At 69.6% G+C, this 13,553-nt stretch carries 14 protein-coding genes and 1 pseudogene; 7 read left to right on the forward strand and 8 right to left on the reverse strand.

All coding sequences use genetic code 11. The features are described 5' to 3' along the window. Positions 1-20 precede the first annotated feature (20 nt). Complete coding sequence (locus O9280_RS09750) at positions 21-806, reverse strand: DUF533 domain-containing protein (RefSeq protein WP_298341778.1); 786 nt, start codon at positions 804-806, stop codon at positions 21-23. 159 nt (positions 807-965) lie between these two features. Here O9280_RS09750 and O9280_RS09755 point away from each other — a divergent pair, with 159 nt between their 5' ends. From O9280_RS09755 to O9280_RS09785, 7 genes are read left to right on the forward strand one after another with little or no spacing between them, the layout of a single operon-like run. Then, the gene (locus O9280_RS09755; protein WP_298341781.1) at positions 966-1,349 is read left to right on the forward strand and encodes a diacylglycerol kinase; all 384 of its coding nucleotides are present in this window, start codon (positions 966-968) and stop codon (positions 1,347-1,349) included. A gap of 36 nt (positions 1,350-1,385) precedes the next feature. Next, positions 1,386-2,138, forward strand: coding sequence for a TerC family protein (locus O9280_RS09760; RefSeq protein WP_298341784.1), 753 nt, complete (start codon positions 1,386-1,388; stop codon positions 2,136-2,138). Between the two features lie 10 nt (positions 2,139-2,148). Continuing rightward, complete coding sequence (locus O9280_RS09765; protein WP_298341787.1) at positions 2,149-3,342, forward strand: class I SAM-dependent rRNA methyltransferase; 1,194 nt, start codon at positions 2,149-2,151, stop codon at positions 3,340-3,342. Beyond that, complete coding sequence (locus O9280_RS09770; protein WP_298341791.1) at positions 3,342-5,177, forward strand: GGDEF and EAL domain-containing protein; 1,836 nt, start codon at positions 3,342-3,344, stop codon at positions 5,175-5,177. Before O9280_RS09765 ends, O9280_RS09770 begins: the two co-directional genes overlap by 1 nt. A 10-nt stretch (positions 5,178-5,187) precedes the next feature. After that, positions 5,188-6,063, forward strand: coding sequence for a prolipoprotein diacylglyceryl transferase (lgt, locus tag O9280_RS09775; protein ID WP_298341795.1), 876 nt, complete (start codon positions 5,188-5,190; stop codon positions 6,061-6,063). Continuing rightward, a complete protein-coding gene (locus O9280_RS09780) occupies positions 6,063-6,857 on the forward strand; it encodes a thymidylate synthase (protein WP_298341798.1) in 795 nt (264 codons plus the stop codon). The genes lgt and O9280_RS09780 overlap by 1 nt, the downstream gene beginning before the upstream one ends. 5 nt (positions 6,858-6,862) lie before the next feature. Next, on the forward strand, positions 6,863-7,396 hold the full coding sequence (locus O9280_RS09785; protein WP_298341801.1) for a dihydrofolate reductase: 534 nt from the start codon (positions 6,863-6,865) through the stop codon (positions 7,394-7,396). On the opposite strand, the pseudogene O9280_RS09790 reads toward O9280_RS09785, so the two are convergent. The 7 genes and pseudogenes from O9280_RS09790 to O9280_RS09820 all read right to left on the reverse strand — a co-directional run. Next, a pseudogene (locus O9280_RS09790) lies at positions 7,356-8,312 on the reverse strand (sulfatase-like hydrolase/transferase); the annotation flags it as partial. The gene O9280_RS09785 and the pseudogene O9280_RS09790 sit on opposite strands and share 41 nt — an antisense overlap. Before the next feature lie 15 nt (positions 8,313-8,327). After that, positions 8,328-9,149: a hypothetical protein gene (locus O9280_RS09795; RefSeq protein ID WP_298341804.1), complete on the reverse strand. Its 822-nt coding sequence runs from the start codon at positions 9,147-9,149 to the stop codon at positions 8,328-8,330. Positions 9,150-9,152: 3 nt separating this feature from the next. Further along, positions 9,153-9,995 (reverse strand): symmetrical bis(5'-nucleosyl)-tetraphosphatase, encoded by an 843-nt coding sequence (locus O9280_RS09800; protein WP_298341807.1) that lies wholly within the window; start codon positions 9,993-9,995, stop codon positions 9,153-9,155. Then, complete coding sequence (gene apaG, locus O9280_RS09805; RefSeq protein ID WP_297864950.1) at positions 9,995-10,375, reverse strand: Co2+/Mg2+ efflux protein ApaG; 381 nt, start codon at positions 10,373-10,375, stop codon at positions 9,995-9,997. Before apaG ends, O9280_RS09800 begins: the two co-directional genes overlap by 1 nt. 13 nt (positions 10,376-10,388) lie before the next feature. Further along, on the reverse strand, positions 10,389-11,219 hold the full coding sequence (rsmA, locus tag O9280_RS09810) for a 16S rRNA (adenine(1518)-N(6)/adenine(1519)-N(6))-dimethyltransferase RsmA (protein WP_298341815.1): 831 nt from the start codon (positions 11,217-11,219) through the stop codon (positions 10,389-10,391). Between the two features lie 13 nt (positions 11,220-11,232). Beyond that, a complete protein-coding gene (pdxA, locus tag O9280_RS09815) occupies positions 11,233-12,222 on the reverse strand; it encodes a 4-hydroxythreonine-4-phosphate dehydrogenase PdxA (RefSeq protein WP_298341818.1) in 990 nt (329 codons plus the stop codon). A 4-nt stretch (positions 12,223-12,226) separates the two neighbouring features. Then, positions 12,227-13,549 carry a peptidylprolyl isomerase gene (locus tag O9280_RS09820; protein WP_298341821.1) on the reverse strand — a complete coding sequence of 441 codons (1,323 nt, stop codon included), beginning with the start codon at positions 13,547-13,549 and terminating at the stop codon, positions 12,227-12,229. Between the last annotated feature and the right edge of the window lie 4 nt (positions 13,550-13,553).

A 13,553-nucleotide genomic window follows, 5' to 3' on the forward strand; every position in this document is an offset into this window, starting at 1 on the left:
CGAGTCTCCTTGCGGGGGGATCAGAGGCCGAGTTCGGCGTGGAGCTGTTCGCGCACGGCGGCGTCGAGGCCGAGGCGCTGGGCGAGGTCGTCGAGGTAGCGGACTTCGAGCTCGGTGTCGCGGCCGATCGCGATGACGGAAGCGACGTACACCTGCTCCCGCTGCGCCGGGCGCGTGCGCGCGACCAGCTGGGACACCGTCAGCGGCGCCGCCAGTTCGCCTTCCAGCGCCTCGAGGTCTTCGGCGTCGAGTCCGGCATCGCGGGCGCTGCCGAGGATGCGTTCGCGCTCGTCGGCGTCGATCAGGCCGTCGGCGTTGGCGGCGCAGATCATCGCGCGCAGCAGGTGCATGGCTTCGACGGCGCGTTCGGCATCCGTTGGTGCGGCCGTGCCAGGGGCCTGCGGCGGCGATGAAGGGGCTGCCGGCGGCGGGGGGGGCGGTGTGCCCCCATGCATCGGCTGCGGGGGCGGTGCGCTGGCGGTGCCGGCGGGTCGGTTGCTCGACTTGTAGTGCTCGTAAGCGGCAATCGCGAGGCCGAGCGCGCCCATGCCGATCTTGGCCTTCGTGGCGGTCGACAGGCCGCCGCTGCTGCGACGGCCGCTGCCGCTGCCCAGCACGCCGCCCAGCAGGCTGCCGAGGCCGCCCGATCCGCTGGACGAGCCGCCCGACGAACCGCCAAGCAGGCTACCCAGCCCGCCGAGGCTGCTGCTGCCGTAGCTCGACTTGTGGCGGCGCTGCTTGCCGCCGAGGCTGCCGCTGAGGGCTTCATTCATGACCTGCTTGAGCAGGCGTTCGGGGTCGAACATGGGTCGTCCTTCTACATGCGGGAGGCCGCCGCATCATGCCAAAGCGGGGTTAATCCCCTGTCAGTGCCGTAGGTCCTGCCCGCGGGCGCCGGCCTCGAGGGGCCGCCTGTGGCACACTGCCGCGCCTTCACTTCGCCTTGAATCCGGACCGCGCGCGACATGGCCGACAGCATCGACAGCCACGCCCCGCGCACCCCCTTCCAGGTGTGGCGGGCGATGACGTGGTCGCTGCAGGGCCTCCGTGCCGCGTGGATGCTGGAGAGCTCGTTCCGCCTCGAGGTCTACCTGTTCGTGGTGTTGGCCCCGCTGGGCTACTGGCTGGGTGCGGATGGGGTGGAGCGCGCGATCCTGATCGGCTGCCTCATGCTGGTGCTCATCGTCGAAGTGCTGAATTCGGCCCTGGAGGCGGTGGTCGACCGCTTCGGCAGCGAGTGGCACGAGCTCGCCAAGCGCGCCAAGGACATGGGCTCGGCCGCGGTGTTCCTCTGCGACCTCAACGTCTTGCTGTGTTGGGGCTTGATCCTGCTGCCTCGCTGGCTGTGATGCCGCGTCGCTTCCCCTTCTCCTGAACCGGTACCGATGATCGAATTCCTGACCAGCCCCGAACTGTGGATCGCGCTGCTGACGCTCGCGACCCTCGAGATCGTCCTGGGTGTCGACAACCTCGTTTTCATCTCCATCGCGGTCAGCAAGCTGCCGCCGCACCAGCGTCCCAAGGCGCGCAAGTTCGGCCTGGCGCTGGCCTGCATCACCCGCATCCTGCTGCTGCTGACGCTGGCGTGGATCGCCGGCATGAAGCAATCGCTGTTCTCGCTGTTCGGCCACGCCTTCTCGATCCGCGATCTCGTGTTGATCGGTGGCGGCCTGTTCCTGCTGGTCAAGGGCACGATGGAGATCCACGATTCCGTCGAAGGCGACAGCGACGCCGAGCAGATCGACACCAAGCCCTCGGCGGTCTTCGGCTGGGTGATCGCCCAGATCGCGGTGATCGACATCGTGTTCTCGCTCGATTCCGTCATCACGGCGGTGGGCATGGTACCGGCCGAGCAGACCGGCATCATGGTGGCCGCGATCATCATCGCCGTCGCCGTGATGATCCTCGCCTCGAACCCGATCGGCGATTTCATCGACCGGCATCCGACGGTGAAGATGCTGGCCCTGACCTTCCTGATCCTCGTGGGTGCCGCCCTCGTGGCGGACGGTTTCGGCTACCACATCCCGCGTGGCTTCCTTTACTTCGCCATGGCCTTCTCGGGCCTCGTCGAAGCCCTGAACATGGTTTCCCGCCACCGCCAGGCGAAGAAGGCCGAACGCAAGCGCCTGGCCGGCTGAGGAGTTGTCGATGAGCGATGTCGCACCGCTGGTGCTTAAGAAGGGCGAAGAGCGCCGCCTGCGTGCCGGGCACCTGTGGGTCTTCAGCAATGAAGTGGATGTCGCGCGCACCCCGCTGACGGCGCTGCAGCCTGGCCAGCCGGTGATGCTGATCGACGGCGCGGGCAAGACGCTGGGCAGCGGCTACGCCCATCCGAATACGCTGATCGCCGCCCGGCTCGTCGACCGCGGCGGCCACGCGCTCGACCGCTCGCTGTTCGTGCACCGGCTCAACGTGGCGCTGGCCCTGCGCGAGCGCCGCTACGCCGACCCGTTCTATCGCCTGGTCTTCGGTGAAAGCGACGGCCTGCCCGGCCTCACCGTCGACCGCTTCGGTGATGTTCTGGTGGCCCAGGCCACCACGGCCGGCATGGACCGCCTGCAGGACGAGATCACCGACGCGCTCGACAAGGTGTTGAAGCCGCGCAGCATCGTCTGGAAGAACGACAGCAGTGCCCGCGCCATCGAGGGCCTTGGCAATGAGGTGCGCGTGGTCGGGATGCCCGTCGAGGGGCCGGTGGAAGTGCGCGAGGGCGCCCTGCGTTTCGCCGCCGATGTCATCGAAGGCCAGAAGACCGGCTGGTTCTACGACCAGCGCAGCAACCGCGACCGCCTCGCGCCCTGGCTGAAAGGGGCGAGCGTGCTCGACCTCTTCAGCTTCGCGGGCGGCTGGGGCCTGCGCGCGGTCGCCGACGGTGCCGCCAGCGCCGACTGCGTCGATGTGTCGGGGCGTGCGGTGCAGGCCGTCCAGGCGAATGCCGAGCGCAATGGCCTGGGCGACCGCGTTTCGGCGCAGGCCATGGACGCGTTCGATTTCCTGAAGGCCGCACGCGCCGAGCGCCGTCGCTGGGACGTGGTGATCGTCGATCCGCCCGCGTTCGTGAAGCGCAAGAAGGACTTCAAGGAAGGGGCGCTGGCCTACCGGCGCATCTTCGAAGCCGCCATGCAGGTGCTCTCGAAGGACGGCCTGCTGGTGGCCTGCTCCTGCAGCCACCATTTCCCGCGCGGCGCGCTCGTCGAAGCGGTGCAGGCTGGCGCGCGGCACCTCGACCGACAGGCGCAGCTGCTGGAGTTCCTCGCTCAGGGGCCGGACCATCCCGTGCATCCGGCCATCCCGGAAACCGAGTACCTGAAAGGCGCGCTGTTCCGCATCCTCCCGGCCTGATGAACGCCCCCGACACGCTCACCCTCGACCAGCCGCCGCCGGCCTTCGAAGCCGCGCTGAAGGTGCTGCATCGCCTTGCGCAGCGCGACGACGAGGACGTGCCGGGCCGGCTGCTGGAGATCACGGCGGAAACGCTCGGCGTGGCGCGGGCCAGCCTGTGGGCGTTGACGCCTGGGCGGCGCTCCATTCGTTGCCGCGCGATGTTCGAGCAAGGGCAGGGCATGCTTACCCCCGAGATCGAGCTGGCCTGCGATGCGGCACCGGCCTACTTCCAAGCCATCGAAGGCCTGCTGGTGCTGGCCGCCGAGGACGCGCAGCGCGATCCGCGCACCGTCGAGCTCGCCGAGGGCTACCTGAAGCCGCTCGGCATCGGGGCCATCCTCGACGTGCCGATCTGCGAATTCGGCGAGATCGTCGGCGTGCTCTGCCTGGAGCACCTCGGTCCGCCGCGGCGTTGGAGCGGCGCCGAGCGCCTGTTCGTCACCTCGCTCTCCGGCATCTTGTCGCAGCGGCATGACCGCTTGCGCATGGCCGCGACCGAAGACGAGCGCAAGCGGCAACTGCTGTTCGATGCCGCCACCGGCCTGGCCGGGCGAAGCCTGTTCATCGACCGTCTGGCGCATGCCGTCGCCGAGTTGCCCGCGGGCCACGACCTCGCTGTGCTCGCCCTCGACCTCGAGCGCCTGCGCAGTCTCGCGCACCGCTATGGCGGCAATTTCGCCGACAGCGTGATGGCCGAGGGCGCGGCGCGCATCGGCCAGGTGGTGCCGGCCGCCCGCTGTGGCCGCATCGCCGATGACACCTTCGCGCTGTGGGTGTCCGGGGATCGAGCGCAGGGCCTGGCCACGCGCCTCGCGGGGCGCCTGCAGCGCGCGCTCGCGCTGCCGATGGCGGCACCGGACGGCGACAGCCTGGAGTTCAGCACCGCGGTGGGCATCGTCCCCGGCGCTCGCGCCGAGCCCGACGCCGACCGCCTGCTGCGCGATGCGCTCACCGCGGCGTTCAGCGCGGCGCGCAAGGGCCGCGGGCGCGTCGAGGTGGTGTGGCCCGACGTGCGCAACGAATTGCAGAGTTCGCTCGAGCTCGAGCGGGAAGTCCGGCGCGCCGCGGACGCCCGCGAGTTCACGTTCCGCCTGCAACCGATCGTCGACCTCGTGACGGGACGCGCCGTCGGTGCCGAGGCGCTGATGCGCTGGCCGCGCGAGGGTCGCGACGTGCCGCCGTCCGACTTCGTGCCCCTGCTGGAAGACAGCGGCCTGATCGCGCAGGTGCACATGGGCCTGCTGCGTGACCTTTTCGCCTGGGCGCGTGAGACGTCGCTGCTCGAACGCCGCCCTGGCTTCCAGCTGCACGTGAACTTCTCGCCGGTGCAGCTGCAGTCGCCGGGCTTCGTCGAGGAACTGCGCGACACCGCAAGGGCCTACGGCGTGGAGGGCTTGCTGGTCTGCGAGATCACCGAGAACACCCTGTTCTCCAGCGGCGAAGATGCGGCGTCGACCTTGCGCTACCTCGCCGAGATGGGCATCCCGGTGTCGCTCGACGATTTCGGCACCGGCTTCGCTTCGCTCACCCACCTGATCGACCTGCCGCTGCATGGCCTGAAGATCGACCGCAGCTTCTGCCTGCGCTGCGCCGAGGATGCGAAGGCGCGGGCCGTGGTCGCCGGCTTGCTCGGCTTGGCCAAGCACCTCGGCCTCGACGTGGTGGCCGAAGGCGTGGAGACCGACGCGCAGCGCGCCTTGCTGGTCTCGCTGGGCGCCACCGTGGCGCAGGGCTACCTCTTCGACCGCGCGCTCGACCTGGAACCCTTCGCGCAGCGCTGGCTGTGCGACTGATGGAGCGTTAATGAGCACCCTGCACGACATCGATCCCATCGCGGTTTCCCTGCCGCTCTGGCCGCACGGCATCCACTGGTACGGCCTGATGTACGTGCTGGCCTTCGCCGCCGCGTGGTGGCTGGGCCAACGGCGCCTCCGCGCCGGGCGCTTGCCGGGCATCGACGAGAACGCCTACGGCGACCTGTTGTTCTACGGGATGCTCGGCGTGCTGCTGGGCGGGCGCATCGGCTACGTGCTGTTCTACGACCTGCCGGCTTTCCTCGCCGACCCGTTGGTGTTGTTCAACGTGCGCGGTGGCGGCATGAGCTTCCATGGCGGGCTGCTCGGCGTGATGGCCGCCGGATGGTGGTGGTGCCGCAAGCACCGGATGCACTGGTTCGACGTGATGGATTTCGTCGCGCCGCTGGTGCCCTTGGGCCTCGGGTTCGGGCGCATCGGCAACTGGATCGGCGGCGAGCTGTGGGGGCGCGTCACCGACTCGCCGCTCGGCGTCGTCTTCCCGCGCGCACTCCCGGCGGAATACGCCAACCTGCCGGTCGAGCAGCTGCGCGTGCTGCATGCGCAGGGCGTGCTCGAGCCGTTTGCGCGCTATCCGTCGCAGCTGCTGCAGGCGCTGCTCGAGGGGCTGGTGATGTTCGCGGTGCTGTGGTGGTTCAGCGCGAAGCCGCGGCCGCGCTTCGCGGTGTCCGGCATGTTCGCCCTGCTGTACGGCGTGTTCCGCATCGTCGCCGAGTTCTTCCGCCAGCCCGACGCTCAGTACGGCTACCTGGCCTTCGGCTGGCTGACGATGGGCATGGTGCTGAGCCTGCCGCTGGTGGCGATCGGACTGGTGTTCCTGTGGCGATCGCGCACGGCGCCGACGCTGGCGAAGGAGGGCGCGTGATGCAGGCCTACCATGACCTTCTCACCCACGCGATGGCGAACGGCGCCACCAAGACCGACCGCACCGGCACCGGCACGCGCAGCGTGTTCGGCGCGCAGATGCGTTTCGACCTCGCCGCCGGCTTTCCGCTGGTCACCACGAAGAAGGTGCACTGGAAGTCGGTGGTGCACGAGCTGTTGTGGTTCCTTAAGGGCGAAACCAACATCGCCTACCTGAAGGAACACAAGGTCGGCATCTGGGACGAATGGGCCAATGCGGACGGCGAACTGGGGCCGGTGTACGGCAAGCAGTGGCGCAGCTGGGCCGCGCCCGACGGCACGGTAATCGACCAGATCAGCGACGTGATCGCGCAGATCCGCAAGAACCCCGACTCGCGCCGCCTGATCGTCAGCGCCTGGAACGTGGCCGACCTGCCGCAGATGGCCCTGATGCCTTGCCACGCGCTGTTCCAGTTCTACGTGGCCGACGGCAAGTTGAGCTGCCAGCTCTACCAGCGCTCGGCCGACCTCTTCCTCGGCGTGCCGTTCAACATCGCCAGCTACGCGTTGCTGACGCAGATGATCGCGCATGCCTGCGACCTCGGCCTCGGCGATTTCGTCTGGACCGGCGGCGATTGCCACATCTACTCGAACCACGTCGACCAGGTGAACGAGCAGCTCTCGCGCGACCATCGCGCGCTGCCCACCGTGCGCCTCAACCCCGAAGTGCGCGACGTGCTGGCCTTCCGCTACGAGGACATCGAACTCGTCGGCTACGACCCGCATCCGGCCATCAAGGCGCCGGTGGCGGTGTGAGCGGCGTGGATATCGCGCTCGTCGCGGCACTGGACCGCGACTTCGCCATCGGCCGCGGCAATGCCCTGCCGTGGTCGCTGCCGGACGACCTGAAGCGCTTCAAGGCTTTGACGCTGGGCCACCCCATCCTGATGGGGCGGAAGACCGCCGAGTCGCTGGGGCGCGCGCTTCCGGGGCGCCGCAACCTCGTGATGACACGCTCCGGCCGCGTGCCCTTCGAAGGCATGGAGGCCGTGGATTCGATCGATGAGGCCTTGGCACGCATCGCCACGCCGGCGGGAGCGGACTCGGGCGTGCTGATGGTCATCGGCGGCGGCGAGGTCTACGCACAGGCGCTGCCGCTGGCCTCGCGCCTGCACCTCACCTGGGTCGATACGCGCGTCGAGGGCGCCGATGCCTGGTTTCCGCGTTTCGATCCCGCCGCTTGGACGATGACCGACAGCGAATCGCACGCCGCCGACGCGCGGCATACCCTCGCGTTCCGTTTCGCGGATTACCTCAGGCTTCCGGTGGATCGCGCGACAAGCGTTGGCGCATGACTTCGTCGAGGATGGCATCGCCGTCCGTTGGTGCCTCCCCGACCCAGCCCGTGTCGTCGCCATCCAGTCGCAAGCGGTAGGTCCCGCCGTTCTGCATCACGCGCAGTTCGTTGCGGAGTCGCGGACGCGCGTACACAACCACGTCCGCAGGACGCGGAACGGGTCCCAGCATCCGCCCCTGCCAAGACGTCCGGCAATCCCTGCTTTCGATCAGGGCGCGCAACGACGGCAGCAGGTCGGTCTGCTGGTAGGGGCCTGGCGCCGCGCCGCCCGGCGTGGCGCCGACGCCCAGAACGAAGGCGGGAACCCGTGATGCGGAGGACTCGCCGAACCGCCGCGCCTCGTCCGCGCGGATGGGGGTCATCGCGCGATGGTCGCCCAACACCACGACGGTGCCGGTCTCCAGCACGCCACGGGCGTCGAGTGCTTCCAGCAGGCGATCCACTTCGCGATCCATCCGGCGGAGCGCCGCCGCCTCGCCGGCCTCGTCCGGATCGGTGTGGTCGGTGTCGACGAACGGTGGGTGCGTGCCGACCGTCAACAGCGTCGCCATGAACGGGCCGGGCGGGCGCTCGTGGTCGAACCACGCCAGGAAGCGGTCAACGAGGGCGCGATCGCTGGCGGCCTCGAAGGGCCCGCGCGGCATGTCGACATAGGCTGGGTGCTCGCTACCCTCGACGGCGTCGATGCCGATCTGGGTCATGACGGCGGCCCGCTCGCCGAAGTGCAAGGCCCCCGTCGTGGCGAATCGGGTCTGCCAGCCACGCATGGCAAGCCCGCGGTGGAAGTCGGCGTCGACGTCACTGAAGGCCAGCGCACCCCAGGAGCGATGGCTGGGGATCGGAACCCGACCGTTGAGAATGGCGATCAGGGCCGCCTCGGTCGAATAGCTGTTGGCGACGAAGTCCGGGAACCATCGGCCGCGTTGCGCCTAGGCATCAAGCCGTGGCGTCGCATCGTCGAGGCCGGAGAACAGCGCGCTGTGGTGTAGCGACCACGATTCGAGCACCACGACGATGATGGATTGCGGCGCGGCCCCGGCGGGCAGTGCCTCGCAGCGGGGGGCGGGTTCGGGCAGGGCGCGGATGCGCCGCGCGATGGCCCTCGAGTGGTGGCGCAGGCCGGAATCGATGCCTTGGATGGCAACGACGTTGCCGAGGAAGGCGGTATCCGTGTAGTCGAGCGGCGGCGTGCGAAAGCCGACGAGCATGGCCAGCCCGGCGACGGCCGCGGCGACCCCGGCAGGCCACCGAGCGCGCTCCGGTGGCGTCGGCAGCAGCGCGAACCCGAAACCCGCCAGCGCGAGCGCCAGCCCGCCTGCGGCGAGCAATCCCTCCCGGTTCTGCAGATAGGGGAGCGCCATGTCGGCGATGGCGCCGACTTCGCCGCCGTAGTTCAGCAGGTCGGTGAGCAGCAAGCGATGGCCGAGCGTCGCCATCGTCCCGACGTCGACCGCCATGGCCACCGACAGCAGGGCCAGGATCGTGAAGGCGACGATGCGGACGATCCTCGCACGCCCTATCCAGGGCAGGGCTGCGCACACCGCCAGGGCGAAGGCCAGAAGGGGGAGGTCGGTATGCAGCGCCATGTCGACGAAGCAGCCTTGGCAGTCGACGTAGGCGCCGCGCTGCGCGTCGAGGCTCTGGCCGCGCAGCTGCGACAGCAGCAGCAGCCCCGCGGTGCCCGCGACCGCCGCGACCCACGGACGGCCGGCTCGACTCCATCCACGCAGGCGGCGCAGCAGCGACGCCAAGCCTCAGTCCTCGGCCTTCGGCGCACCGACGACAACGCGCCCCGGCACCTGGTGCACGCGCGGTTCCGGCCCGAGTTCGAGCGCGGTGAGCTTGCCGCCCCACACGGCGCCGGTGTCGAGGCCGTGCACGCCGAGGCCCTGGAACAGGCCGAGCGTGCTCCAGTGGCCGAACACCACCGGCATCTCCCGCTCGACGGTGCCCGGCACCGAGAACCACGGGTAGAGGCCGGGTTTCTGCGTGCCGGGGCGTCCCTTCTCCTCGAAGGCGATGCGGCCGGCGGTGGTGCAGTAGCGCATGCGCGTGAAGATGTTGATGATCGCGCGCCAACGGTCGACGCCTTCGAGCTTCGGCGTCCAGTTCGGCTTGTCGCCGTACATGTTCTTCAGCAGGCGTGCGCCGCCTTCGCCCTGCAGTCGCTCTTCGACCTCGCGCGCCCGTGCTTCAGCGATCCGGACCGTCCACTTCGGGCCGAGGCCGGCGTGGACCATGGCGAAGCCCAGCTCGCGGTCGACGTGCATCAGCTTCTGCGCGCGCAGCCACTCGATCAGCGTCGCCGCGTCGTCGTCGAACAGCACGCGCTGCAGGTCGGGGTTCACCCGGCGCTGTTCGTCCGGACGGCGACCGGCGATAGCCAGCAGCGAGAGGTCGTGGTTGCCGAGAGTCACCACGATGTGTTCGCGGATCGAATGCAGCAGCTTGAGCGTTTCCAGCGACTGCCCGCCACGATTGACGAGATCGCCGCAGAACCACAGGCGGTCCTTCGCCGGGTCGAAGCGGATCGCTTCGAGCAGGCGCAGCAGGATGTCGTGGCAGCCCTGGAGGTCGCCGATGGCGTAGGTCGCCATCAGTGAAGCGTCCGCGGGATGCTGAGCGCGAAAGGCGCGATCTCGGCGTCGAACTCGGTGCCGTCGTCGGCGAGCATCTGGTAGCTGCCGCGCATCTGGCCGCAGAAGGTCTCGAGCACGGCGCCCGAGGTGTACTCGAATTCGCCACCGGGCTTGAGCCAGGGCTGCTGCCCCACCACGCCTTCGCCCGCCACCTCCTGCACCTTGCCGTTCGCGTCGGTGATCAGCCAGCGGCGCGACAGAAGGCGCGCCGGCACGTCGCCAGTGTTGGCGATGCGGATCGTGTACGCGAACACGTAGCGGCCTTCGTCAGGCGCGCTCTGTTCGTCGAGGAAGCGGGTGGCGACGGCCACCGCGATGGCATAACGGGGGTTGGGCATGCCGGGATTTTACTTAAAGCGCGTCGGCTTCCGGGGGTTGGATGCCGGCGTCGATCAGCTGGTTCGACAGCGTGACGTAGGCCTCCACCGCAACCGCCTCGGCGCGCGCGCCCGGATCGATGCCGGCGGCGCGGATGGCGTCGGCGTCGCAGACGGTCGAGAGTGAATTCCGCAGCGTCTTGCGCCGCTGAGAGAACGCCGCGGCGACGGTCCGCGCGAAATGCGCGGCGTCCTTCACGCCGGCCTCGCCCTGTGGACGCGGCACGAGGCGCACCACGGCCGAATCGACTTTCGGCGGCGGCGTGAAGGCGCCCGGCGGCACGTCGAACAGCGGCGTCACGCGGCACACCGCCTGCAGCATCACCGAGAGGCGGCCGTAGGTCTTGCTGCCGGGCTCGGCGGCCATCCGGTCGACGACCTCCTTTTGCAGCATGAAGTGCATGTCCTTCACAGCCTCCGCGTGTTCCATCACGTGGAAGAGGATCGGCGTGGAGATGTTGTAGGGCAGGTTGCCCACGAGGCGCAGCGGGCCCTCGACGTCGTGGCCGTGGCCGAGCTTGCCGAAGTCCACCTTCAGCACGTCGCGGTGGACGATGGTGAGCTTGCCGTGCTTCGCGCCTTCTTCCGCCAAGGGCACGATCAGGTCGCGGTCGAATTCGATGACGGTGAGCTCGCCGTGGGCGCGCAGCAGCGGGAAGGTGAGGGCGCCGCCGCCGGGGCCGATCTCGACGATGAATTCGCCCGGTTTCGGGGCCACCGCGCGGATGATCTTTTCGACGATGCCGGGGCTCGACAGGAAATGCTGGCCGAGCTGCTTCTTGTGGCGGTGGGCGTCGAGGCTCATGGGGCGTATCGGCTCAGTGCGTGTGGCGCGCAGCGGCGCGATGGCGGGCGAGGTCGGCGCACAGCGCCGCGGCGTGCTGCAGGCTGGAGGGGTCGGCGATACCGCGGCCGGCGAGGTCGAGCGCGGTGCCGTGGTCGACGGCGACGCGCGGGAAGGGCAGGCCCAGCGTGATGTTCACCGCGTCCTCGAAGCCGCTGGCCTTGAGCACCGGCAGGCCCTGGTCGTGGTACATCGCGACGACGGCGTCGAAGTGGCCGAGATGCTGTGGCAGGAAGGCTGTGTCGGCCGGCAGCGGGCCTTCCAACTGGAGGCCTTCCGCGCGCAGCCGTTCGAGCACGGGGATGATCACGTCGATCTCCTCGCGCCCCATCTCGCCCGATTCGCCGGCATGCGGGTTCAGGCCGAGCACGCGCAGGCGCGGGTTGGCGATGCCGAACGAATCTCGAAGTGCAGCGGCAGTAATGCGCAGCACGCGCTCGAGGCCGGCTGCGGTGATGGCATCGGGCACCGCGCGCAGCGGCAGGTGGGTGGTGGCCAGCGCCACGCGCAGGCGCGGGTTGGCCAGCATCATCACCACGTCGGTCCCGGCCACTTCGGCGAGCAGCTCCGTCGTGCCGGTGTAGGCGATGCCGCCGCGGTTGATGGCGGCCTTGTGCACCGGGCCGGTCACGAGGCCATCGACCGTGCCGGCCAGCGCGTCGCGAGCGGCGGCCTTCAGTGCGCCGATGACCGCCGAGGCGTTGGCCGGGTCGGCGTGGCCGAAGCGCACCGGTGCGGCATTGCGATGTTGGACCAGCGCGAGCTCGCCCGGTCCGGCGTCCGCTGAAGCGTCGCGCAGGCGGAGCGGCAACCCGAGCGAATGCGCGGCGGCGAGCAGGGTGTCGCCGTCGCCGTAGGCGACCAGCTGGGCGTCACGTGAGGCTTGGGCGATCCGGACGCAGAGTTCCGGACCGATGCCGGCCGGCTCGCCGGGGATCAGCGCGAGCCGGGGCGCGGTGGGCATCGGCTCAGGCGCCGAGGCGCGACTCGACGTAGGCGTCGGCGCGGAGCTGGCGCAGGAAGCGCTCGAACTCGTCCTGCGCCTTGCGCTCGCCGATCTGCTGGCGGGCGCGCTGGCGGCGGTTCTCGTCGGTGACGTCCTGCTGGCGCTCGGCGATGCGACGGACCACGTGCCAGCCGGCTTCGGTGCGGAACACGGCCGAGAGCTGGCCGTCCTGCAGCGACTGCACCTGCTGGGTCACGGCGGGGCCGAAGGTCTCGCCGCTGAACCAGTCGAGACGACCGCCGCGATTGCGGCTGAAGGTGTCATCGGAGTTCTCGCGGGCGATCTTGGCGAAATCCTCGCCGGACTCGATGCGCGTGCGCAGCTCGTCGATCTTGCGGCGCGCGGCCTCTTCACCGACGACGTCGTTCACCGCCACCAGCAGGTGGTCGGCCTGGTACTCGGTGACCGTCTGCGGGCCCGACTCGCGGACGCCGACCAGTTGCACCATCTGGAAGCCGCTCGGGCCGCGGATCGGCGCAGTGTACTGGCCGGGCTGCAGGCCCTGGATCAGCTCGGCAAAGCGCGGCGGGATGCTGTTCGCCTCGCGCCAGCCGAGGTCGCCGCCCTCGAGGGCATTGCGGTCGTCGGAATAGCGGATGGCGGCGGCGCGGAAGTCGATTTCGCCCCGGTCCATCAGCGCCTTGATGCCGTTGATCTTCTGCTCGGCTGTGGCCACCTGCTCCGGCGTGGCGCCGTCCGGCAGGGCGACCAGCAGGTTGGCGAGCTGGAATTCGGTGCTGTCGACGTTGCGCAGTGCCAGGAATTGGTCGATTTCCGATTCGCTGATCACCACGCGGCTCTGCACCACGCGCTGCTGCAGGCGGCGCATCTGCAGCTCCTCGCGGACGCTGCGGCGGTAGTCGTCGAAGCTGAGTCCGCCGCCTTCGATCTGCGCACGCATCTGCTCGATGCTGACGCCCGACTGGCCGGCGATGCTCTGCAGGGTCTGGTTGAGCTCGGTATCGCCGATGCGGATGCCGGTGCTCTCGGCGCGCGCGACTTGCAGGCGCATGAGCACCAGGCGGTCCAGCACCTGCCGTTGCAGCACATTCTCCGGTGGGAGTTGCGCTTCACGGCCTTGGTACTGGTTACGCACGTTGGCGACGGCGCGGTCGAGCTCGGACTTCAGGATCACGTCCTCGTCGACGACGGCCACGATGCTGTCCACGCTGCCACTGCTGGCCCCCGGGCCGGCGAGCAGCTGGGCGCGGGCGGGTGCGGCGAACGCGAGGGCGGCGGCCAGAAGGCCGGTGAACGCGGGCTGGAGGAGCGAGGTCTTCGACATGGGG

This window comes from Silanimonas sp., from assembly GCF_027531545.1.
Lineage (GTDB): Bacteria > Pseudomonadota > Gammaproteobacteria > Xanthomonadales > Xanthomonadaceae > Silanimonas.

Excerpts from the sequence above, each read along its gene's own strand:
- O9280_RS09765 (WP_298341787.1), top strand. The coding sequence starts at position 2,149 with ATGAGCGATGTCGCACCGCTGGTGCTTAAGAAGGGCGAAGAGCGCCGC.
- O9280_RS09750 (WP_298341778.1), bottom strand. The coding sequence starts at position 806 with ATGTTCGACCCCGAACGCCTGCTCAAGCAGGTCATGAATGAAGCCCTC.
- O9280_RS09820 (WP_298341821.1), bottom strand. The coding sequence starts at position 13,549 with ATGTCGAAGACCTCGCTCCTCCAGCCCGCGTTCACCGGCCTTCTGGCC.
- O9280_RS09800 (WP_298341807.1), bottom strand. The coding sequence starts at position 9,995 with ATGGCGACCTACGCCATCGGCGACCTCCAGGGCTGCCACGACATCCTG.
- O9280_RS09770 (WP_298341791.1), top strand. The coding sequence starts at position 3,342 with ATGAACGCCCCCGACACGCTCACCCTCGACCAGCCGCCGCCGGCCTTC.
- pdxA (WP_298341818.1), bottom strand. The coding sequence starts at position 12,222 with ATGCCCACCGCGCCCCGGCTCGCGCTGATCCCCGGCGAGCCGGCCGGC.
- apaG (WP_297864950.1), bottom strand. The coding sequence starts at position 10,375 with ATGCCCAACCCCCGTTATGCCATCGCGGTGGCCGTCGCCACCCGCTTC.
- O9280_RS09760 (WP_298341784.1), top strand. The coding sequence starts at position 1,386 with ATGATCGAATTCCTGACCAGCCCCGAACTGTGGATCGCGCTGCTGACG.
- lgt (WP_298341795.1), top strand. The coding sequence starts at position 5,188 with ATGAGCACCCTGCACGACATCGATCCCATCGCGGTTTCCCTGCCGCTC.
- rsmA (WP_298341815.1), bottom strand. The coding sequence starts at position 11,219 with ATGAGCCTCGACGCCCACCGCCACAAGAAGCAGCTCGGCCAGCATTTC.
- O9280_RS09755 (WP_298341781.1), top strand. The coding sequence starts at position 966 with ATGGCCGACAGCATCGACAGCCACGCCCCGCGCACCCCCTTCCAGGTG.
- O9280_RS09780 (WP_298341798.1), top strand. The coding sequence starts at position 6,063 with ATGCAGGCCTACCATGACCTTCTCACCCACGCGATGGCGAACGGCGCC.